At 43.2% G+C, this 22,810-nt stretch carries 15 protein-coding genes and 3 pseudogenes; 14 read left to right on the forward strand and 4 right to left on the reverse strand.

Features of this window, described 5'->3' with window-relative positions; genetic code table 11:
* Nucleotides 1-62 precede the first annotated feature (62 nt).
* From NSS60_RS06610 to NSS60_RS06660, 11 genes and pseudogenes are all read left to right on the forward strand, one after another.
* Complete coding sequence (locus NSS60_RS06610) at nt 63-4,976, forward strand: AAA domain-containing protein (protein WP_340720753.1); 4,914 nt, start codon at nt 63-65, stop codon at nt 4,974-4,976.
* A gap of 282 nt (nt 4,977-5,258) precedes the next feature.
* The gene (locus NSS60_RS06615; RefSeq protein ID WP_241737707.1) at nt 5,259-7,568 is read left to right on the forward strand and encodes a UvrD-helicase domain-containing protein; all 2,310 of its coding nucleotides are present in this window, start codon (nt 5,259-5,261) and stop codon (nt 7,566-7,568) included.
* Entirely contained in the window at nt 7,561-10,068 is a 2,508-nt protein-coding gene (locus NSS60_RS06620; protein WP_241737706.1) for a hypothetical protein, read from the forward strand. Before NSS60_RS06615 ends, NSS60_RS06620 begins: the two co-directional genes overlap by 8 nt.
* The gene (locus NSS60_RS06625; RefSeq protein ID WP_241737705.1) at nt 10,043-11,722 is read left to right on the forward strand and encodes a UvrD-helicase domain-containing protein; all 1,680 of its coding nucleotides are present in this window, start codon (nt 10,043-10,045) and stop codon (nt 11,720-11,722) included. The genes NSS60_RS06620 and NSS60_RS06625 overlap by 26 nt, the downstream gene beginning before the upstream one ends.
* Nucleotides 11,723-11,734: 12 nt before the next feature.
* Nucleotides 11,735-11,941 (forward strand): annotated as a pseudogene (locus NSS60_RS06630) (YdbC family protein); the annotation flags it as partial.
* A 384-nt stretch (nt 11,942-12,325) separates the two neighbouring features.
* Nucleotides 12,326-12,541, forward strand: a complete 216-nt coding sequence (locus tag NSS60_RS06635; RefSeq protein ID WP_192952281.1) for a DUF262 domain-containing protein — start codon at nt 12,326-12,328, stop codon at nt 12,539-12,541.
* Between the two features lie 24 nt (nt 12,542-12,565).
* Nucleotides 12,566-12,802 (forward strand): annotated as a pseudogene (locus NSS60_RS06640) (3'-5' exonuclease); the annotation flags it as partial.
* A gap of 296 nt (nt 12,803-13,098) precedes the next feature.
* On the forward strand, nt 13,099-14,304 hold the full coding sequence (gene iscB, locus NSS60_RS06645; protein WP_340720754.1) for an RNA-guided endonuclease IscB: 1,206 nt from the start codon (nt 13,099-13,101) through the stop codon (nt 14,302-14,304).
* 60 nt (nt 14,305-14,364) lie between these two features.
* Nucleotides 14,365-15,585, forward strand: coding sequence for an IS110 family transposase (locus tag NSS60_RS06650; protein WP_340720755.1), 1,221 nt, complete (start codon nt 14,365-14,367; stop codon nt 15,583-15,585).
* A gap of 164 nt (nt 15,586-15,749) precedes the next feature.
* Nucleotides 15,750-15,947 carry a hypothetical protein gene (locus tag NSS60_RS06655; RefSeq protein WP_340720756.1) on the forward strand — a complete coding sequence of 66 codons (198 nt, stop codon included), beginning with the start codon at nt 15,750-15,752 and terminating at the stop codon, nt 15,945-15,947.
* Between the two features lie 61 nt (nt 15,948-16,008).
* Nucleotides 16,009-16,302, forward strand: coding sequence for a nucleotidyltransferase domain-containing protein (locus NSS60_RS06660; protein WP_192949410.1), 294 nt, complete (start codon nt 16,009-16,011; stop codon nt 16,300-16,302).
* Here the strand turns inward: NSS60_RS06660 and NSS60_RS06665 are convergent.
* Both NSS60_RS06665 and NSS60_RS06670 read right to left on the reverse strand, forming a co-directional pair.
* Nucleotides 16,293-16,493, reverse strand: a pseudogene (locus NSS60_RS06665) (hypothetical protein); the annotation flags it as partial. The gene NSS60_RS06660 and the pseudogene NSS60_RS06665 overlap by 10 nt on opposite strands.
* Nucleotides 16,494-16,729: 236 nt before the next feature.
* Nucleotides 16,730-16,861, reverse strand: coding sequence for a hypothetical protein (locus NSS60_RS06670; protein WP_006319602.1), 132 nt, complete (start codon nt 16,859-16,861; stop codon nt 16,730-16,732).
* Between the two features lie 333 nt (nt 16,862-17,194).
* On the opposite strand from NSS60_RS06670, the gene NSS60_RS06675 reads away from it, so the two are divergent.
* Nucleotides 17,195-18,016: an undecaprenyl-diphosphate phosphatase gene (locus NSS60_RS06675; protein WP_004890033.1), complete on the forward strand. Its 822-nt coding sequence runs from the start codon at nt 17,195-17,197 to the stop codon at nt 18,014-18,016.
* A 353-nt stretch (nt 18,017-18,369) separates the two neighbouring features.
* Nucleotides 18,370-19,650: an RNA-guided endonuclease IscB gene (gene iscB / locus NSS60_RS06680; RefSeq protein WP_340720757.1), complete on the forward strand. Its 1,281-nt coding sequence runs from the start codon at nt 18,370-18,372 to the stop codon at nt 19,648-19,650.
* Nucleotides 19,651-19,800: 150 nt separating this feature from the next.
* Here the strand turns inward: iscB (NSS60_RS06680) and NSS60_RS06685 are convergent, their stop codons facing one another.
* Together NSS60_RS06685 and NSS60_RS06690 are read right to left on the reverse strand one after the other, a co-directional pair.
* Nucleotides 19,801-20,631 carry an aldo/keto reductase gene (locus NSS60_RS06685; protein WP_004890037.1) on the reverse strand — a complete coding sequence of 277 codons (831 nt, stop codon included), beginning with the start codon at nt 20,629-20,631 and terminating at the stop codon, nt 19,801-19,803.
* Nucleotides 20,632-20,711: 80 nt separating this feature from the next.
* On the reverse strand, nt 20,712-21,416 hold the full coding sequence (locus NSS60_RS06690) for a polysaccharide deacetylase family protein (protein WP_035019183.1): 705 nt from the start codon (nt 21,414-21,416) through the stop codon (nt 20,712-20,714).
* A gap of 148 nt (nt 21,417-21,564) precedes the next feature.
* Here NSS60_RS06690 and NSS60_RS06695 point away from each other — a divergent pair, with 148 nt between their 5' ends.
* A complete protein-coding gene (locus NSS60_RS06695) occupies nt 21,565-22,746 on the forward strand; it encodes an IS701 family transposase (RefSeq protein ID WP_088223189.1) in 1,182 nt (393 codons plus the stop codon).
* The last annotated feature ends 64 nt before the right edge of the window (nt 22,747-22,810 follow it).

Genomic DNA, 22,810 nt, shown 5'->3' on the forward strand with positions numbered 1-22,810 from the left:
GCAAATGGTGAAAGATGTTTATAATGGAGATGTTCTATTGGAAAATGGGATGGGGTGAATGTATGAGTATCAACAAGATCGAGCGTCTTTTTCAGTATCTCATTGAACTAAGCAATCAAGGAAGTAAGGTGATCCGCAAGTATCGTGAATATAACGATTTTTACATATGGGATGCAGAACTTCTTAAACTAGAGAATTGTACCGTATTTCCAAGCGAACCTCATGATGTGTGGTTGGAAGTACGAAAGATACATATTGACAAAAAAGAGGAAATTCCGCCGTCTCCTCCGAATTCGCTACAAGGATGGCTTGAAGATAATTATAGCGACTGGAAGCTTGAAACCGTTCGTACGAAGCCGATGAGGGTCATAGAAGGAGAGGATGGTGAACGTCCAGAACGCTTTGCCGACGATTTTAATCGCCAGCGCGCATATGAAACGTGGCTTGCAGAATGGAAAAACTGGAGAAATCGTTTAGCGCGTAAAAAACGTGAGAAGAAAATATATGAGGATCTTTTCCAAGTGTATCAACGTTTTGAACGCGAAGGGGAGCGATTAGAGTTCGTTTTTGGGACAGGAATGCTCACATGGAAAAAAGAAGAGAGTATTGAGCATCCAATCGCGACGGTGCGCATGGAACTGGAGTTTTTAGCGGAAAAGGGCGTATTCCATCTCAAGCCGGCAACTAACGGTATACAGGCGGAATTGGAAGTATTAAGTGGATTTGCCATTCCAAATGCTCCACAAATTCAAGACATGGCAGATCAATGGCGAGAGACGGAGTTGACGAAGGATATCTTTCATGCACTAGATGAGTCGTTCGCGAAACTTGTCCATTTGCTCGATGCGAACGGAGAATACGTTCGGGATACTCGTGCTCCACTTTCTACTGGAGATGCTCCAAAGCTGTACCAGCGCTTTTTGTTTATGGTGCGACCGAAAGATCAACGCGTGCTAAAACGGGATTTGCGCATGATTTTGCAAGGGATTCAAAACGGAACGCTTGAGGTGCCACCGACGATTCAATCACTTGTCGGGGAAGCGATAGCGGCTGTCCCAGTTGATTCCGACGAATGGAAACAAGCACAAGAAGACCTGTTTTTCCCGCTTCCGGCCAATGAAGACCAAAAAGAAATTGCTAGACGTATTGCGGTTTCTTATAGTGTGAGCGTACAGGGCCCACCAGGAACAGGGAAGTCACATACGATTGCCAACTTAGTGTCACATTTGCTTGCGCATGGAAAAAAAGTGTTGATTACAAGTCAAAAAGAAAGTCCGCTTCGGGTATTACGTGATAAAATTCCAAAGGATATTCAGAGTCTATGTGTCCCGATGCTTGGTGGCAGCCGTGATTCGTTACAAGAAATGGAAAATGCTATCAATTCTATCTCGGAAAAGCTAGGGAGTGCCAATATTAATCAATTGACTAAAGACATTGAACAAGCGAAGAAGGCTCTAGAGAATAGCCGTAGACGGGAAGCGCAATATCGAACAGAGTTACGGCGTTTGGCGCTGAAAGAACATGAAACGGTTCATTGGGATGGAAAAGCCATTTTCCGTGCGGATGCAGCACGTATGTTGCAAAAACCACCTGTCCCATATGATTGGATTGCGGATGATATCGAAATGAATCGTTCGGTGCCGATATCGGAGGAACAATTCGCGGAGCTTTGGAAATTGAGGGGGGAGCTGACGTCAACCGATTACCGTCTCTTGATGTATGAATTGCCGGAGCGTCAATCACTTCCTTCACCAGGAGATTTTCACACGCTTTTAGCCGAAGGGGAGGCACTGGCAGCGCGGGTGAGAGCGGGAGAAACTGATTTGTCCGTTCCATTGCCGAAAGAAGTGTTGCGTGAGGTGTTAATGATACTGAACCACATTTTAGCGGGTGAGCATTTGTTTGAACGACCGCTTTATCGCGCAATACTACAAGATGTCGACAGCGGTGGTGTGCGCAAAGAAATTTGGGAGCAGTTTGCTTCTGAAGTCAAGCAGACGATGGAGTCGTTGCTTCTTTCTTATAAGAGATTGAGTGATTATGTTATCTCTCTCCCTGCAAAACCGTTGTTTGCGTTCAAACAAGATGTCATGAAAGCGAAAGAAGCGCTACAACAAAGAAAAACAGGCGCGCTGTACTTTTTGTTAAAGGGAAAAGATGTCAAATATTTATTTAAGGAACCAGTACTTAACAACAAACCGGTTGAAACGGTGCAAGAGTTTGAAATCATCGAACAATACATCGAGGCGCAAGAAGAAAAAGAGCGACTTATTCGAAAATGGAACAACATGATGGAACCACTTGGGGGAACACACATTGAGGATAGCCCGACTACTATTAGCCAAATGGATAATGAATTAGCGGTCGTTTATCAAGTGTTTGAAATGGTGCGGAAGATAGACCAGCTTCGCTTAATGCTCAAAGAAGCCGCTGCCTCTATGTCTTTAAAATGGGAGGAACTGTCGACATATCATCTTATTCGTCAAGCAGTCGAGCAGGAGATTCGTAAGTGTGAGCTGCGCGAATGGGAAGAAAAATATGAAGGAATTCAAGCAGAATTGAAGCAACGCATGAAGCAACATAACATCCATCAAATATGGGAAGAACTGTTACAAGCACTGCAAACGAGAGATGTAGTCGCTTGGAAAACAGCGCTTGACAACCTTAATCGCCTGCAAGAAACGAAGCAGAAGGCCGCCCGCTTCGAATCGCTACTTACTGTGATGAAGAACGCTGCACCAAAAACTGCACAGTGGATCGAAAGTCTGCTCGGACAAGATGAACCGATGCCAGCATCGTTTCATGTAGCTTGGAAGTTCAAGACTCTTCATACATGGCTACATGAACTAGATCGTTTTGATTCTGTGGAACTGGAAAAGTCTATAAAACTGGAGCAACGTACTCAACAAAAGCTTATTCAACTAATTGTTGCGAAATCGAGTTGGAAATATCAGCTCGAAAACATAACAGAAGAACAAAAACGGGCCTTGTTTGCATGGAAAAAGTATATTAAGCGCTATGGAAAAGGAACAGGGAAAAATGCGGCGATGTATTTACGAGAAGCGCAGCGAGAAATGGCAAAATGCCAAGGAGCGATTCCTGTTTGGATTATGCCGATTCAGCAAGTGTTGGAGAACTTCCCGGTCACGAATGAAAAGTTTGATGTTGTGATTGTCGATGAAAGTAGCCAATGTAACATTTTAGCTTTACCTGTGTTGCTTCGTGCAAAACGTGCCATTGTGGTCGGGGATGACGAGCAAATCAGTCCGTACGATTTAGGTGTAAAATCGGAAGATGTCACGAACCTCGTTCAACAATATTTGCAAGGCATTCCAAACGCGAGATTATTTGATTTGCAAACGTCGTTATACGATATAGCCGATCAAACTTTCCCAAAATCGGGACGGCTCATGTTAAAAGAGCATTTCCGTTGCGTTCCAGAAATTATTCAGTTTTCCAACGATTTAAGCTATAACGGCAACATGATTCCTCTCCGTTTGCCGACGAAGGAAGAAATGTTGACACCACCTGTTCTAGCGATTCGTGTAGTAGACGGCTATTGTTCAGAAGGAACAGAAGCAATCAACAGACCAGAGGCGGAAAAAATTGTTCAGGATATCGCCGCGCTACTAAAAGATCCAGCATATGACGGTCAGACAATTGGCGTGATAGCGTTACAAGGTAATAAACAGCACGAGCTCATTGAAAAGATGTTGCGTAACACAATCGGTGAGCAAGCAATTATTGAGCGAAAAATTCGCTGCGGCAACGCCTACGCATTCCAAGGGGATGAGCGCGATGTTATGTTCTTGTCGATGGTCGTCGCGCCGAATCGTCGTTTTCAGTCACTGACGAAGAAAAACTTCCAACAAATTTTTAACGTCGCTGCAAGCCGTGCACGCAATCAAATGCGCCTCTATCATTCGGTGGGGTTAGAAGACTTGAAACCAGAGGATTTGCGGCATCGATTGCTTTCGTATTGTTTAAATCCAGCGCGCATGCAAGAGGAGATGAAAGAGTTAGAACAAATGTGTGATTCTCCATTTGAAGTGGAAGTGCTTCGCCGCATTCGCGCACGGGGATTCCGTGTCATTCCGCAAATGAAAGTAGCAGGACGGCGCATTGACCTCGTGGTGGAGGGGATGCGTAATCGTTTGGCAGTGGAGTGCGACGGGGAAAAATTCCATGGAATTGAGAAGTGGGAAGCGGACATGGAACGGCAGTATATGTTAGAGCGGATTGGTTGGACGTTCTGGCGCGTGCGCGGCCGTGACTTTTACCGCGACCCAGATCGCGCGCTTGCAAGTTTGTGGGTTAAATTAGAGGAAATGGGGATTGAACCTTATGAGGTGCAGTCGAATATTGAATGTACGTCGATAAATGAAGAGATTACGTATGAAACTCAGAGTCAGTCTGTTGTTCGTCAAGTCGCGCCCGACAATCCAAAGGTACACTCAGCTCATGAACAAAGAAATGTTCGCGATTTCGCTGTTCAAGAGAAAGGAGGGGATGATGTCAGTGATTTCGAAATGGCGTCTTCCGCTCACGGAGGGGAAGGTTTTAAGGATAATTTCACAGTAGAACAACAAACGGTTCACGTTGATTCTCGGAATGAAGAAGCTGCCGTTTTAGCGAACGTCAAACTAACGCCTGAACTAAAGTCCACTGAAGCACAGACGGTTAAAAAGGTAGCTGTAAGCGAGGAGAAAGTTGGGGAAGTAGGCGACCATTTTAGTAAGGAATGGGAACGCATCGACAGCAGCAATATTGTCGATTATTTGCGGTCCAAAGGATTGGAAGTACTCGACAATCGAGAAAACAATGGAGCACTTTGGGTGCTAGGAAACGAAGAGCTGGAAGAACTATTAAGTCCATTAAAGTCGCATCGTATTACTTTTCGTTATTCACCGAACGGTGTTCAAGCAACTGCATACCGTGCTGCCTGGTATTGGGCAGGAGAAGATTGGGAAATGTAAGGGGAAGAAGGTTAGCCCTCTTATCACGCGAACGATGCACAAGGCACGTTGGTGGTTCACCAGCGTGCCTATTTAATTTTCCAAAAAATGTGATAGGTGAAATATAGAATAGTTTACCTATTTTTTAGAAACCGCGTTATAATGAATGTGGATGAGAATAATTAGGAGTGTTGTGGAGCCATGGACAACGCGAAGTATTCTTTGTTGATTTTTTCGCCTGATCTTCAACTGTCGTTGTTTCAGGAGATTTGTCAGTATGTTCAGAGTGGACGAAAAGTATATATGTTGACATTTGATGATCCGGAACTATTGTTGGAAAATCCTGTTTTTCAAGAAGCTCATCAAAAAGAATTATTGAACATATCGATGGTTCGCTATTCCAAAGAATGGGAAGGACGTTCATTGTTTATTGAAGATGGCCGTGTAGATGATCCGAGGTTATTAGATTATTTGTCACAAAACAGCTCGTTCAATAAAGAACAATATTTGCTCGAACACGATCATATGAGCAGCCATTACATCGTCAAAGCAGGTGCAGGTACGGGAAAAACGACCACAATGATTAACCGTATTATGTTTCTTAAGCACATCGATCCTTCTTTCGATTTACGCACCGCTGTCATGATTACTTTCACGAACGAAGCGGCGGCGCATATGCGATCAAAATTGTTGCAAAAACTAAAAAACTATTATGATATGACGAAAGACCGAAAATATTTAGAGTGGATGGAACAAATCGATGGCATGACGATTGGAACGATTCATTCGTTCGCCCGCAAATTTCTTGTGACAGAAGGGCAGGTGCTTGGCTTTTCCCGTACGATGAAAATCCGCTCATATAAGCACGAACGACGAAAAACGATTGAAAAATATATTGACCAATTTTCTCGTGAGCAACCAGATATATATAATCGTTTTCGCCACATTCCTCATTATCAAATTATTCGTTCGTTGAATGGGATCATTGAACAAATTCAAAATAAGTCGATGCCTTTGGAACGAGTGCACACGCTTGATTTCGGTAGCGATACTCATTATTTTCACGTGTTCGTTGATTATGTGGTCAAACGCACGATTGTAGAGTTGGATGAACAGAAACAAATGGAAGAAACGTTGGAAATGAGCGATTTAATTAGTCGCCTAACGTTGCTTTCCGATCTCCCTTCTGATTCCTTAAGGCTTGACATTCGCTATTTGTTTGTTGATGAGATGCAGGATACAGATGAGATGCAAGTCGAGTTTATTAGTTGGCTTGTCGAAAAATATGGCTGTCAGCTATTTGCAGTAGGAGACGTCAAACAAAGCATTTACCGGTTCCGCGGCGCCGATTATACCGCATTTTCTCAACTGCAACAGCGCCTTGAAGAGATAGGAGCGTTATATCGTTTATATGCTTTGCAAAAAAATTACCGTTCCACGCCAACGCTGCTTCAGCAATTGAACACGTTATTTCGAAAATGGCCACACGTCGTGACAAAATTTTCGTTCGATTCCACCGATGAACTACTTTCTGGACGCGAAGATCTAGAAGAGGAAGAAGGGTTAGTGGCACTTGAATTGGATGATGTATCGCTCCAATATTTGCTTTCTCGTTTAAAAGGGAAAAATATCGCCGTGCTTGTTCGCTCGAACCGTGAAGTGCTTGAAATGGTCAAACGGATTGAACATCTTGGATTTTTTTGCGACGCAGTCATCTCAGGAGATTTTTACCGCTCATTACCTGTTCGCGAGTTTTATTTATTAGTCCGACGCTTAACCCATCCGAAAGTAGCCAAAGATCGGTATTTGTTTCATCAAAGTTCTTATGGCGAAAACGACCTAACGATTGCTCGTGTGCTCTCCTCTTATTCTGCAGAGAAGCAGTTTATTCTCGAATTGCTCGAGCCGTTTGATCGGTCTGTCTATGAAAATTACAATTGGCATACGGAAGCAGCGCTTGATGTGCTGCAAAAGATCATTGCTGACATCCGACCGCATGAAGTGTTCCGGCGTCGCTATTATGCATATTTGCGGACGAAGTTTCCAGATGGGAATGTGGAGATGCAGAAAAAAGAGGCGATTGCTAAAATGAAAGAGTATAAGTTGAACATCGATAAACTCATGTATTTGTTGAAAAAAGAGCTCGGAGGCTTTCGTGCTACCTTATATGATATCGAAGCATTTTTGGCGGTAAAGATGGCGACCGACACAACAGAAAACGAAGAGAAGTTAGAAGAAGAAGTGGCTCACCGTATTAAAGTGATGACTGTGCATAAGGCGAAAGGACTGGAGTTTGAGTATGTCATATTGCCGCTGACGAAAAACCATTTTACAAAACAAGGAACGACCGATGTATTTCTTACCTCTCACGGTTCTAGATGGAATGTCGGCTATTACGTCAATTGGAATGGGTTTGAATTACAAAATAACCACTATAAAGAGCACATAGGGGAAGAAAAACAAGAGATAGCAGCAGAAGAAGCAAGGCTGTTATATGTCGCTTTAACACGAGCAAAAAGGGCGGTGTACGTTAATAGTTCTTCGCCAATGACTCAATACACGGCGCAATGCTGGGACGATTTGCTTGAGAGTGGAGGAGTGCTGTATGTTTAAAGTGAAGTATTATAAGCATACAAAAAAATTTTATGAGCAATTCCGCATCCAGAACGGAGAGATTCATATTACCCAAAGTGCTGCTTTGGCCGACTACTTAAGCAGTATCGGCGGTCAAGCAAATCGCGTCTGGTCATATCCGCCATTTATTGAGGCACTGTTTCCGCATTGGCATCATCCTTACACGGAGGTGTACATACGCTCGCTCGTTCGCGATTACGTACATCGTCACGCACCGAAGGAAAAGGTGACGTACTTTGAAAAACGGCTCGATGATTTTTATGCATCTGTCCGTTTTTTGGCAGAAATCGGGCCATTTTCTTTATCTCCTCTTCCTTCGTTAAAGTTAAACGAGGAGCAGAGGTTTTTCATTGGCATGATGGAAACATTACGCTCTGATAACGTCTTATTAGAATATTGGAAAGCGCGCGCCCACCTTTCGCGAAAAAGCGTAGCCGAAGCGTTGGGACTTGAGGATGACGCACATGTGATTTGCGTCCATCACGTCGATTATATTGACGCACCTAAAATGTTGCTATTTTATTTGCTCGCACAAGTTGGATTTGATGTTGTTTTTTACATTCCGTTTAACCCAGGGGCACCAAACTTATATAAAACGTGGCGTGACATTTATCGGCATGTGAGCAATGATGAAGGGAATTGGGAGTGCGTAGAAGAGTCGCAGCCACTACGGGGGGCGAAGTTTGCCCAGTACGTCGATGCTTCTTTTTCGATTTCAGATGATTCGTTTGACGGCATTAATTTTCTTTCGTTTGCTCATCCTACGGATTTAAAAAACTATTTAGAACGGTGTCCGATCGAAAAAGAGCGGCATGAGGTGCTGGCGACTTACGAAGAAGAGTTGAACGTGTACGTCGGTCACCATCGAAATTCTCATTTTTATGCGAGTCGATACGGAAAATTTTTTCTATCGTTGCAAAGATGCAAAAAAACAGAGGCGGGCGTTCTTCTGACGTATGACGACTATGTGAACATGATGACCTCCGGATGGGTGCATTATGGAGCAATTGATGGGTCGCAAGCACTCACATTGTTAATTGATTTACGTAATTACATGGAAGGGGTCGCGACATTTGCGGATATTATAGATCGGTTGCAATCACTCATTGATCTGCAAGAGGTGAGCGCCGCTTTTGATGAGGTTGCTAAAGAACAAACCGGTCGCCATCAACTAAAGCAATATTTGAGCAATCCATTTCGCAGCTTTTCATACGTCCATCGTTCTCGATACGACATCACTATTAAGCAACTAATGGAGTGTACGAAAGATTTAGCACGTAAAGTGCAACGGTTGTTATTAGGGGAGCGAGAGAAGCGAAATGTTCGTGTGTATCTTCATGAATTGAAGCAAGTGTATGATTCTGTGAAAACACAATGGGACGCAAAGTCACAAATGGAGATGGAGAAGCTCTTTTCGCTTTCGATACCGGAGCATTGGGAGTTTGCGAAAGAAGAAATGTATTTATTTCTTTCTCTCCATTTCGGAGCGAAGGAACATAAGCACGATAAAATTTTGAATTTCGATCAGTTAGCGGGCAAGGCATTGAGTGCGAAACACGTGCATCTGACGGGCATGTCGTTTCAACTGTTTCCATGGAAAACGCCGGAACTGCCAAACGCGCTGACGTATACGTGGATGAAAGAATGCATTCGCCGCTCGTTTATCGGTTGGAACCAAACAATGAGAATTAACGCTTTGTTAGTCGATTATTATTCGCGGCATGCAGCTAACAGCACGGCTGTATACGCTCTCTACCACTTATTAGCGTTTGGAAATGAAATGGTCACGTTTAGTTATATCCAAAATTGGCGCGAATACGATGGACCGAGCATTTATTTTACTATATTGCAAGAATTATATGGAATGAAAGAAACGACGTTTGTGGAAGAAGAGGATGAGTTGTTGTGGGAAGTGCCGACGATTGAGGAACAGTCATTTCCGGTGGAAGCGCTTCGGCACATTCCTGATTTGTTATGGATCGATAGCGATTTTTGTAAACGAAAATTCTTTTTGAACGCGTTGATTGAACATCATCCGGTTTATGAAAATGATTTCCATCAACAGCAAGCGTTTTCAATAATTGGTCGTCTTCTGAGCGAACAAGGGGATGGGGAGGCATTGTTTCGCGAAACGATATTTCCACTCTTTCCGCAATGGACGAATGCGTTCAAGCAAAATTTGCTTGATACGTTAGGAATTTCAGGATTACGTGTCTACAAACAATACGAGAACATCTATTACCCGAAGGCGATGAAATACCTTCAGCGTTTGAAAAGTAAGTATCTTGTCACAAAAAATTGGAAGGCAAGACACCAGTATGATAACGATACGTTTAAAGTGGATGAACATATCCGCGAATTGATGAACCATTTCGGCGTCCATGAAGTGGAAGCGGAGAGCGGAATACATTGCCGCATGTGCCCATTCCTTCACGTATGTAAGGACGGTGAATATGTCATTGATGCAGCGAACAATTGATCTTCATAAAAAACGGCTTGATTTTGCGAAAAAAGCGGCAAGAGCATGGCAGAACTATTTTGATGCCCAAGGTCTTTTGCCGAATATTACGTTGAGCGCAGAACAAATTTCCGTTGTGCAGCAGGAAGAAGAGCAGATGCTAATTAATGGGTCGGCAGGTAGCGGAAAAAGCCTGACGCTATTGTATAAATTGCTGAAAGTGATGGAACAGGAAAATGGGCCACTCCGTATTTTATATTGTTCATTCAATACGACGCTCATCGAAGACGCGCGAAAACGGGTGGCTCAATCGCCGCGGTTCCATGAAGTGAAAGACAAACATACGCTTCATATGACGACGTTTCACAATATGGCCGCCGAGTTGCTACGAGAAATAGGTTTTAAGAATGCCGAGTTTTTACGAATGAATTTGCAAAACATGCGCCGATATGAGGATGCGATTATCCGTCGCACGATTGCCCTTGTCGATTCGTTCATGGAAAGCGCCGAGTATCAACAACTTCCGCCTGAGCAAAAGCTTTATAAAACACATGCGGGAACGTTTCTAATGGATGAAATTCTTTGGATGAAGGCGAACGGTTTGGTTACCGAGCAGTCTTATTACGATTGTGAGCGCTCTGGCAGGGGGAACAATCCGCGTTTAACAAAAGAGCAGCGCCGAACGATTTTTTACTTATATAAGCAATACCAAGAGTTATTGAAGAAACAGTTTCATAATCATTTGGATTTAGAGGACTACGCATTGTTGCTTTTGAAACATTTAGAAGACATCCCAGAGTCGTTAAAGTATGATTATATTTTTGTTGATGAGGTACAAGATTTACAGGCGATGCAGTTGAAGGCACTCATCGGGCTTGTAAAAAAATCGATTGTCGTTTCTGGGGATCCGAAACAGCGTATTTACAAGCGTAGCCCGTTTTCATACCGTGAGTTAGGTTTGCACATTGAAGGGCGGAAGACACGAAATTTGCGGACAAACTATCGCTCGACAAAAGAAATTATGAAGTTGGCGAGCAGTTTGCAATTTTTAGATGAAGAAAACGATCGCTTCGATGATCAACGATTTGTGCGGGAAGGGAAGAAACCTAGTATTTATTACTTCCCGTATGCGAAGGAATTGAACCATCATCTCATCCGCCAAGTGAAAGACATTCATCACCACGATCCGGAAGCGACAATCGCGGTCATCCATCGGCACGATGCAGATGAACATCTCGTTCGCCAATGCCCTGTTTTCCAGGAGCTCAATCGCAATTTTGACGTTGTGACGGTCTCACAATATGGCAAGCGGTTTGATTTGAATAAACAAAAAAAGCCGATCTTTTTTACCGATGCGTTCAGCGTGAAAGGATTGGAATTTGATTACGTCTTTTTAATTCATTTCGATCGCGAACATTATCCGAATAAAAGAAGAATCGAGGATTTGGACAAAAGAGCGGGCGATAATAAAAACAGCGACAGCTACAACGCCGATTACGACGCGATATTAAACGATGAAAAGAAAGTGTTGTATGTTGCGGTGACGCGAGCGAGAAAAGAAGTGCAGCTCATGTATACTGGAAAGACGTTCCGCAGCATTTCACCGTTTGTGCGCGATTTTTACCGAGCGGATTATGACGCCTTTGGCTTTGATTCAGCGATTTATTCGAAGTAGAGGTGAGGTTCTATGACTAAAATTCAGTTTGACATTAAACAAAAGATTGCCGTCCTGTCGGAATCAGGGAAGGGATGGAGCAAGGAGCTTAATCTCATTAGCTGGAACGGCTATCCGGCGAAATTTGATATACGGGATTGGGATGCAGCTCATGAGAAAATGGGAAAAGGGGTTACGTTAACAGAGGATGAGCTGAAGGCGTTGTACCACGCTTTGCAGCGCTGGTTTGAAGAAGAAGAAGGAAATGAGGGGAAAGATGTTTCGTGGAACGGTTTATTAGAGCGATGGACACAGCGGGCCCCCTTGTTTATTCAGCAGTTGAAAAATATTTTATTATATTTGCAAGAACGCCAATACCCGCTGGAGAAGCAAAGACAGCTGCTGTATGCCACCGTTTTTCCTGAGTTTGAAGAGGCGCTCCGTTATGAAATAGAAACTATTCGTAGCATACACGAAGTCGAGTATGCTGAATTTGTCCAATTGCTTCGAACATTAAAACTGGAACAGGTGGAGCAGTTTTTTATGACATTGAAACAGTAAGTGTATCAGGAAAATGGGTTCAAACACTGTTTTCTGAGTTCTTAACAATGAGGTGTATATACGATGACACATGGAAAAATAGATGCCGATAAAAGAGTACTACAGAAAATTTTTTCGCCGGATTTTTGGTTTGTTATACCAGAATACCAACGTTCCTATGTTTGGCAATCGGAAAATATACAGGATTTAATTGACGATTTGTATTACGCATTTATGAATAAACGCGATAGCGAGTATTTCCTTGGTTCACTCGTTTTAAAGCGAACAAAAAATGGATAACGGTGCCAGGCACTGTTCGGGGCTATTGAAAGTAGTAAAGGGCTCGATTTCCAAGCTGTTTTTATCGTCAATGTTGACAATATGCCATTCGCGCTTGAAGAAGACCGCGAGCGGGAAGTTTCGTTACTATATATCGGCATGACAAGGGCGAAAGAATACTTATGTCTGTCTTATTCAGGAGAGTCAGAGTTCACACGTTATTTTGAACAAGTGCGACTGAGCAGATTGCAGAAGGAAAAGAAGAACCGTGCCAGACACTAAAGGGGCATTTTTATGAGAAGATTATCACAAATGACCATAGATGAATTATACGATCGTCAACAACCCAACGACTAAAATCGTGGGCTTGTAAGCCCCATGTTGACCAGACCAAGGCTTGAAACAGAGCCTACGTTATAGATGTCATGACACGTTCGGGTGCTTCTCCAGCCCGTTCCTCTGTCGTGCAAGGTTAAACAAGCGTGGTGGGTAGCGCTAGTGTCTTGCACATAACAAGCATCTATAACATGGTCGAGGAGAATATGACCTGCTTTATGCAGAGGAAAGGGGAGAACCCTATGGTTTTTGTGTTAGACACAAACAAACGTCCGCTTGCTCCTTGTCACGAAGCAGTTGCGAGAAAGCTGTTGAAACAAGGGAAGGCAGCGATTTACAGGCGATTTCCATTTACCATCATCTTGAAAAAATCAGTAGACGAATCAGAAATTAAAGCAACATATCGGCTAAAAATCGACTATGGAAGCAGGCATACAGGATTAGCGATTTTGCGAGGACAAGAAGTGGTATGGTTAGGGCAACTTGACCATCGCACAGACATCAAGGAAAGAATAGATAAAAGGCGTGCTTTTCGTCGAGCAAGACGAAATCGAAAAACAAGATACAGAAAACCACGCTTTCTGAACCGCAAGCGAAAGGAGGGGTGGTTGCCGTCATCACTAGAGAGTCGTGTGCAAAATATCCAAACATGGGTTAACCGCCTAAAGAAGTTATGCCCCATTGGGTATATATCATACGAAAATGCCAAATTCGACACGCAACTCATGCGAAATCCTGAAATCAATGGTGTAGAGTATCAACAAGGCACGCTACAAGGATATGAAGTACGGGAGTATTTGCTTGAAAAGTTTGGGCGGAAGTGTTGTTATTGCGGAAAAGAAAATGTTCCACTTGAAGTGGAGCATATCATTCCAAAATCGAGAGGTGGAACAGACCGAGTGGATAACCTATGTCTTGCCTGTCATGACTGTAATCAGCGCAAAGGAAGTAAGACAGCAGAAGAATTCGGGTATCCGCACATTCAAAAGCAAGTCAAAGAATCATTAAAGGATGCAAGTGCTATCAACTCGACAAGATGGAAAGCGTATGAAGTGTTAAAGCAGACAGGATTAGATGTCGAGTGTGGAACAGGTGCACGAACAAAAATGAATCGTATTCGTTTAGACTTGCCGAAAACACATTATTTTGACGCTTGTTGTGTAGGCGAAAGCACAACAAATCACTTATATTTCAAAACAAAAGAAGTGTTATTTATCAAGGCAAAAGGGCGTGGTAGTCGCTCTCGTACAAACCTAGATAGACCCCCATGCCGAAAAAAATTCGGCACCATCGGAAGGATGAAAACGAATATTGTCGAAATATCTCCTTGCAGCTGGGGTCATGAGGTCGATGTATCTATGGTACGCAAGAGTCCGAAAGATAGACGGACCCCAGTAGCCTGGTGCACCACGGAATGTCGCTCCCGAGTTGGGAAGCACGCAGGATAGAATGCTTCGTCATAGGCTACTGCACCAGCTGAAGATGAAATGAAGCAGGGAGGGAAAGCGATGAAGGTATTATATGAACGTTGTTGTGGAGTAGACGTGCATAAAAAATCCATTACCGCTTGTACCATCACCCCTGAAGGAAAAGAAATACGAACATTCGGTACCATGACCGATGAATTGCTGGAGTTTGTGAACTGGTTGAAAGAAAAAGGGGTGACGCACGTGGCGATGGAATCGACAAGCGTGTACTGGAAACCGTTGTACAATTTGCTCGAACTCGAACAAATCGAAACGCTTGTCGTCAATGCCCGGCATATTAAAGCGGTTCCTGGACGGAAGACGGATATGAAGGATGCCGAGTGGATCGCCAACTTGCTTCGCCATGGATTGTTGAAAGGAAGTTATATTCCGGACCGAGCCCAACGAGAACTGCGAGAACTCGTTCGATATCGTCGCAGTTTGATCGAAGAAAGAGCGCGGGAATTGAATCGGATTCAAAAAGTATTGGAAGGAGCGAACATCAAGTTGTCGTCCGTTGTTTCCGATATCAATGGGGCATCGGCACGAAAAATGATTCGTGCGTTGATCGAAGGGAAAAACGATCCGATGGTCATCGCTCAGCTCGCAAAAGGGAAATTGAAACAAAAAGTGAAAGAACTCCAGCGCGCATTACACGGGGTAATCGGCCCTCATCAACGGATGATGTTAGCCGAACAATGGCGGCATGTGGAATACCTAGATGAAGCGATTGCGCGATTAGATCAGGAGATCGAGGAGAGAACGCGCCCTTTTGAAGAAGCGCTGGAGCTCTTAGATACGATTCCGGGAGTCGGGCGGCAAAGTGCGGAACAAATTTTGGCGGAAATCGGAACCGATATGAGTCGCTTTGCATCAGCGAGCCATCTGGCATCGTGGGCAGGCATGGCACCAGGAAACTACGAGAGTGCGGGGAAACGGTTATCAAGCCGAACGAGGAAAGGGAACAAGAAGCTGAGAGCGTGTTTAGTAGAATGTGCCCGTGCCGCCGCGAGAAAGAAGGATACGTATTTATCCGCGAAATATCACCGCATAGCCGCAAGAAGAGGGGCGAATCGAGCGAGTATGGCAGTTGGACGAACGATATTAGAAATCATCTATTACCTGTTAACTCGGAAGGAACCGTATAAAGAATTAGGGGCAGACTATTGGGATCGTCAACGGGAAGCAAAGATCGTGCGTCAAACGGTGAAGAAATTAGAGGGGTTAGGGTACGAAGTGAAGTTAGAAAAAGTGGGTGCATAAGGGAATTAAACCATATATAAACTTTAATACCTTCCTTTGGAAATTATATTCCAAAGGCTAGGTGGGGGTTGTTTTTTGCCAAATTTTGTTTTCAGGATAGATATGGCTTCCCAAGAGGTTATCTTGCAAGACAAAAATTCTTCTTTGGTTTTCAAACAGGGGACATGGTTAAGGCTGTTGTCCCAAGAGGGAAATATCAAGGCGTTTGGTTTGGCGAAGTCGCATGTAGAAAGACTGGAAGTTTCGATATTAAAGGCAAGGACGGAAAGCGTATCGCACAAGGAATAAATTATAGACATGTCCAAGTCATTCAGCGATTTGACGGATATGCTTATGGAAAGGGGGTGGCGAAACTTGCGTAAGGTGCAATTCCTCCCCGTGCCTAAAGGCAGGGGCTTCCTTGCGTAAGTTTCGTGATTGATCGTGACAACATATGGAATTAACCAAACCGTATTTGAACGCTTAATGGCATATTTTCAAAGTGAAGAAGAGATCCGACGAGTTATTTTATTCGGCTCGCGCGCGAAAGGGATGGCACGCTATAACTCTGACATTGACCTATGCATTGATTATACAGGAAAGCAAAAGTGGAAAGTCATCGATGCGATTGATGAAATCGTCGGTATTTATTCGTTCGATGTGTTGTTTGCTGACTCGTTGAACAAAGAAATCGCACAGCAAATTAAGCGTGACGGAGTCGTTATTTATGAGAAATAAACAAGCTTTTGAAACTCTTCCGCATAATCGAACGTTTCGTCATGTGGGTTCGTTTTTCGGTCATGTTGATGAAGGATGTTTAAGTTTAGTTGATTTGGTCACCAGTCTTTGTTTGTTGTTTTGTTTGAAGCGTGACTTGTCACGCTCCCATGGAATGGGCATTTGGATACGTGTTCGTTTTTGTTTTCCACTCTTTTATTCCCCTTTCTAGCATATAAATAAAATGAATTGTCTCTCAGTTGTATACACAATGAAGTGATAATAATTATTACATTAGAATTATACTAAATTAATATTTAATATTAAAGTATAAAAATACTTTTATCAAAAAAATTATAAAAATCCCCCATTTCATTCTGTTTACAGAATAAAATGGGGGATTTATACGTTTACATCTGTATCTCCGTTCATCGTTTCACTCCAATCTTTAACTCTGGATCATATGTTGGACTTGTTCAGTTGTCAAATTGCGAATAAATTCGATTAAATCAATTGCTTCAATGCCGAACTCACGACATTTTTCAACGTATCTTTGGTAAGCTTTTGTATACATATCCATAAACAAAACCCCTTTCGCACATTTCTTTTGTTAGTTACATTGTATTATAACAGATTTAAAAAATCAATATCTGTTATATAATTATTTTTTATTCTTGTTGCAGGAGCGAATGCAGGAAAGTTTGGGATTGATCGATGGGTTATCCCATATGTGCGTAAATATCGGATTAAATAAAACAAAGACGGCCATGTGCACTATTGTGCGTGGCCGTTTTTTTCTTGTTTTAAGTAATTTTCGCATGTAAGTAGTACAATGAAAATGTTTGTAGTACAATAGAGTAGGCGCCTGTAAGGGATTATACATATTTAACCAAACAAGAAAGGATGGACATACATGCATATCATAGAGCTAATTAAAGCGCTTATTTTAGGGCTAGTGGAGGGAGCGACAGAGTTTGCACCTGTTTCATCGACAGGTCATATGATTATTGTTGATGATATGTGGCTAAAATCGAGCGAATTTTTAGGAAAATATGGGGCGAATACGTTTAAAGTCGTCATCCAGCTCGGTTCAGTTTTAGCTGCTGTTGTTGTGTTTAAAGATAAATTTTTTGAGTTGCTTTATTTACGAAAAGGTGAAGTGAGAAAAGGACCACGCTTGACGCTGATGCACATTTTCGTTGGTCTTTTTCCTGCTGGAGTGTTGGGGGTTTTATTTGAAGACTATATTGATGAACATTTATTTTCCACAAAAACGGTGCTCATTGGGCTCGTGCTTGGAGCTTTGTTGATGATCGCAGCGGATCGTTTCGGAAAACGAACAGTAGCACAAACTGTAGATGACATTACGTATAAGCAGGCGTTTATTGTCGGTCTTGTTCAATGTTTATCGCTTTGGCCTGGGTTTTCGCGTTCAGGTTCGACCATTTCAGGTGGCGTACTTGTTGGCATGAGCCATCGTGCTGCAGCTGATTTTACATTTATTATGGCGGTGCCAATTATGGCAGGAGCAAGCGCCATTTCGTTATTGAAGAACTGGCAGTACATCACGTTTGATGCGCTACCATTTTTCGTTGTTGGTTTTATTAGCGCGTTTATTTTTGCGTTAATTACTATTCGCTTTTTCTTACGTTTAATTAATCGTGTTCGCCTCGTTCCATTTGCCATTTACCGTATTGTGCTTGCAGCGGTCATTTATATTTTGTATTTTGCTTAAATCTCCACGATGGCTTGTGGAGATTTTTTTATGTTAAAAAATCGTCAAAAACGCACGAACGTAGTGCTGGATAATCAGTCTATAATGAATGTGACGGGCGGTTATATGGAAAGTCAACAACCCAATGACTAAAGTCATGGGCTTGTAAGCCCCATGTTGACCAGACCAAGGCTTGAAACAGAGCCTACGTTATAGATGTCATGACACGTTCGGGTGCTTCTCCAGCCCGTTCCTCTGTCGTGCAAGGTTAAACAAGCGTGGTGGGTAGCGCTAGTGTCTTGCACATAACAAGCATCTATAACATGGTCGAGGAGAATATGACCTGCTTTATGCAGAGGAAAGGGGAGAACCCTATGGTTTTTGTGTTAGACACAAACAAACGTCCGCTTGCTCCTTGTCACGAAGCAGTTGCAAGAAAGCTGTTGAAACAAGGGAAGGCGGCGATTTACAGGCGATTTCCATTTACCATCATCTTGAAAAAATCAGTAGACGAATCAGAAATTAAAGCAACATATCGGCTAAAAATCGACTATGGAAGCAGGCATACAGGATTAGCGATTTTGCGAGGACAAGAAGTGGTATGGTTAGGGCAACTTGACCATCGCACAGACATCAAGGAAAGAATAGATAAAAGGCGTGCTTTTCGTCGAGCAAGACGAAATCGAAAAACAAGATACAGAAAACCACGCTTTCTGAACCGCAAGCGAAAGGAGGGGTGGTTGCCGTCATCACTAGAGAGTCGTGTGCAAAATATCCAAACATGGGTTAACCGCCTAAAGAAGTTATGCCCCATTGGGTATATATCATACGAAAATGCCAAATTCGACACGCAACTCATGCGAAATCCTGAAATCAATGGTGTAGAGTATCAACAAGGCACGCTACAAGGATATGAAGTACGGGAGTATTTGCTTGAAAAGTTTGGGCGGAAGTGTTGTTATTGCGGAAAAGAAAATGTTCCACTTGAAGTGGAGCATATCATTCCAAAATCGAGAGGTGGAACAGACCGAGTGGATAACCTATGTCTTGCCTGTCATGACTGTAATCAGCGCAAAGGAAGTAAGACAGCAGAAGAATTCGGGTATCCGCACATTCAAAAGCAAGTCAAAGAATCATTAAAGGATACAAGTGCTATCAACTCGACAAGATGGAAAGCGTATGAAGTGTTAAAGCAGACAGGATTAGATGTCGAGTGTGGAACAGGTGCACGAACAAAAATGAATCGTATTCGTTTAGACTTGCCGAAAACACATTATTTTGACGCTTGTTGTGTAGGCGAAAGCACAACAAATCACTTATATTTCAAAACAAAAGAAGTGTTATTTATCAAGGCAAAAGGGCGTGGTAGTCGCTCTCGTACAAACCAAGATAGATATGGCTTCCCAAGAGGTTATCTTGCAAGACAAAAATATTTCTTTGGTTTTCAAACAGGGGACATGGTTAAAGCCAACGTACCAAAAGGGAAATATCAAGGCGTTTGGTTTGGCGAAGTCGCATGTAGAAAGACTGGAAGTTTCGATATTAAAGGTAAGGACGGAAAGCGTATCGCACAAGGAATAAATTATAGATATGTCCAAGTCATTCAGCGATTTGACGGATATGCTTATGGAAAGGGGGTGGCGGAACTTGCGTAAGGTGCAATTCCTCCCCGTGCCTAAAGGCAGGGGCTTCCTTGCGTAAGTTTCGTGAACCGTTTTGCGTATATATACCAGAGCGCATGAGGGAAAAAGGGGAATCCCAAACCGTGTTCGCTTAACGCGAGCGTGGTTTGGGATGATGTACAATTAAAAATCAAAGTTATCTGGATCTGGACCGATGCGGCGGTTTTCGTTTAATGCATCGATCGCATCCATTTCTTCTTTCGTTAACGTAAAGTCAAAAATGTTTGCATTTTGCGCGATGCGTTCAGGTGTGACGGATTTTGGAATTGTGACAACTTCATGTTGTAAGTCCCATCGTAAAATGACTTGAGCCGGCGTCTTGTCATACTTTTTCGCAATGTTGACAAGTGTTGGCTCGTTCAACAGTTCGCCGCCGCGCATGAGCGGTGACCAAGCTTCTAATTGGATATGATGCTGTTTACAAAATTCAAGAAGCGGTTTTTGTGTTAAGCGGGGATGGAATTCGACTTGGTTTACCATCGGCTTAATTTCACAGTCGGCGAGAACATCTTCCAAATGGTGAGTTTGGAAGTTGCTTACCCCAATCGCCCGAACAAACCCATCTTTATACAATTTTTCAAGCGCTTTATACGTTTCTTTATATTTCCCTTTCACTGGCCAATGGACTAAGTACAAATCAATATAATCAAAACCGAGCTTTTTTAAGCTTGTGTCGAACGCTTTCAACGTCGATTCATATCCTTGATCGGAGTTCCACACTTTTGTAGTGACAAAAATTTGGTCGCGAGGGATGCCAGATTCGCGAATCGCTTGTCCGACTCCTTCTTCATTTTGATAAAACGCGGCGGTGTCTACATGGCGATAGCCCACTTCTAGCGCCGTTCGAACAGCTCGTCTCACTTCGTCTCCTTCTTCTACCTTGTAAACCCCTAATCCGAGCCACGGCATGCGAACGCCGTTATGTAACGTTGCCCCATCTTGTAAATGTTTCATCGCTCTACCCCTTTCCAATATTTATCTATTTTATTATTAGCCTGTTTCTGTGAAAAAGCAAAACATATGCTTATACGACGCTATAAATTCAAGTCACGATAATTTGGATGATGCTTTAACAGTTCAGAAACAGTAACAAACGTATACCCTTTCTGTTTTAAAATCGGTAAAATTTCTTTCAATGCTTGTACCGTCTGTTTTCGGCTACCGCTTCCATGGTCGTGAAACAAAATAATTTGTCCAGGCTGAATGTGGCGAATGACGCGGCGGACGATTCGATTCGTTCCGGGGTTTTGCCAATCGTATGTATCTTGATGCTTCGACCACATGACGACCGTATATCCTTGTTCTTTTGCGATGTTCAAGATGCGTTGATTGTAATACCCAAGCGGTGGACGAAATAATGTCGGGCGCTTTCCTGTGATGTTGTACAATACTTCTTCTGTTTTTTGTATTTCTTCCACAATCGTTTCTTTTGATTGGCCACGAAAATCGCGATGTTCGTACGTATGATTGGCAATTTCATGCCCTTCCTCTATTTGTCGTTTAATGATGTCGGGATATTTTTCAGCACGAAATCCGACGACGAAAAAAGTCGCCTTTGCATCGTATTGTTTTAAAATCGCTAAAATGTCAGGTGTATATAACATATCTGGGCCGTCATCAAACGTAATCGCAACCATTTTTTCATTGACGGGAACGTGCCAAACAATATCGTCATGTATACGTTGTACTGGAGTTGCAGCGACTAGAACTAAAGACAAAAGCAACGAAAATACGTTCATGTTCATCCCCACTTTTTTATATATATCATCTGTAGATGAGCAAATTTACTAACATAAATTTACAACCAAACAAAAAAGAAGACATGAACCCGATTCCTTGGTTAGAATAGATGTGCCAACAAACCATTCACAAGGAGGTTCATGTCTCATGAATAGATTAGCACATCACCAAGGAATCCACAAGTTTTTGACGATGTTGGGGTTGGCCCTTTATTTCTCGAAACCTGTCATGAAGCATCTCGTTCATATCGTGGATGCGATGATTACAAAGGGCTTTTCGGGAACGCTGACCGATCTACATCATGGGAGTTTTCATCCGAACCATCGCACGACACTGAGCCATTTTTTCACGAAAAGCCCATGGGAGGAAGAGACGCTGCTTCGCAAACTCCAACAGTGGGTGCTTCATCGTGTCGAACGCAGCTCGAAACGAGAGAATCAACCCATTTTTGTTTCGATCGATGATACGATTTGCCAAAAAACGAAGCCCTCGTCACGGGCAACACACGCCATTCAAGGGTGTGATTGGCACTATTCTCACGCAGAGAAAAAGTCGATCTGGGGACATTCTCTCGTTTGGCTCATGGTTCATACGATGACCCAAGCGTTTCCTTTTGCCTTTCGCCTCTACGACAAGACGGTGGGGAAAAGCAAAGGGGAACTCGCGATCGAGATGCTTTCTTCGTTGGATGTGAGTCGACCCGTTTATGTGCTCATGGACTCTTGGTATCCATCGAAAACCCTCGTGGGAGCCTGCTTAAAAAAAGGGTTCCACGTCATCGCGATGCTGAAGACGAATCGGATTCTCTATCCAAAAGGGACGGCCATTCAAGCAAAAGAATTTGCCAAATCTATGGAGCCACGGGATACCCGCCTCGTCACGGTGGGAAAAGAGCGTTATCGGGTGTATCGCTACGAAGGCGCTCTGAACGGTCTCAAGGATGCCGTGGTGCTGCTCGCATGGAAAGCCGATCAGCCGATGACGCCGAAACATCTTCATTGCGTCTTGAGCACCGATCGCGAGCTAAGCGATGAAGAGATCTTGCGCTACTATGCTGCACGTTGGTCGATCGAATGTTTTTTCCGTCAAGCGAAAGACCAGCTGAAACTCGATGGATACCGCGTTCGCGGGCGTCGGGCGGTGAAACGGTATTGGATCTTGGTGCAACTTGCGTATGTGTACAGCATGTTCGAGTCTAACAGTGATTTTTCGGATGGGCTCGATCTCCTGCGCAAGAGAAAAGGACATAGCCTCGTGGAGTTCATTTATCGTGCAGCAAAACAAAATATTCCCATTGATACCGTGAAAAAACAGCTCCACGTGGCATAAGGGGTACCCTGTTTGTCTCTTTTTAAATGGTAATTATTGTAACGAAAATTGCTCAACTACAGTA

The organism is Anoxybacillus sp. FSL W8-0382 (genome assembly GCF_038003845.1).
GTDB lineage: Bacteria > Bacillota > Bacilli > Bacillales > Anoxybacillaceae > Anoxybacillus > Anoxybacillus flavithermus_G.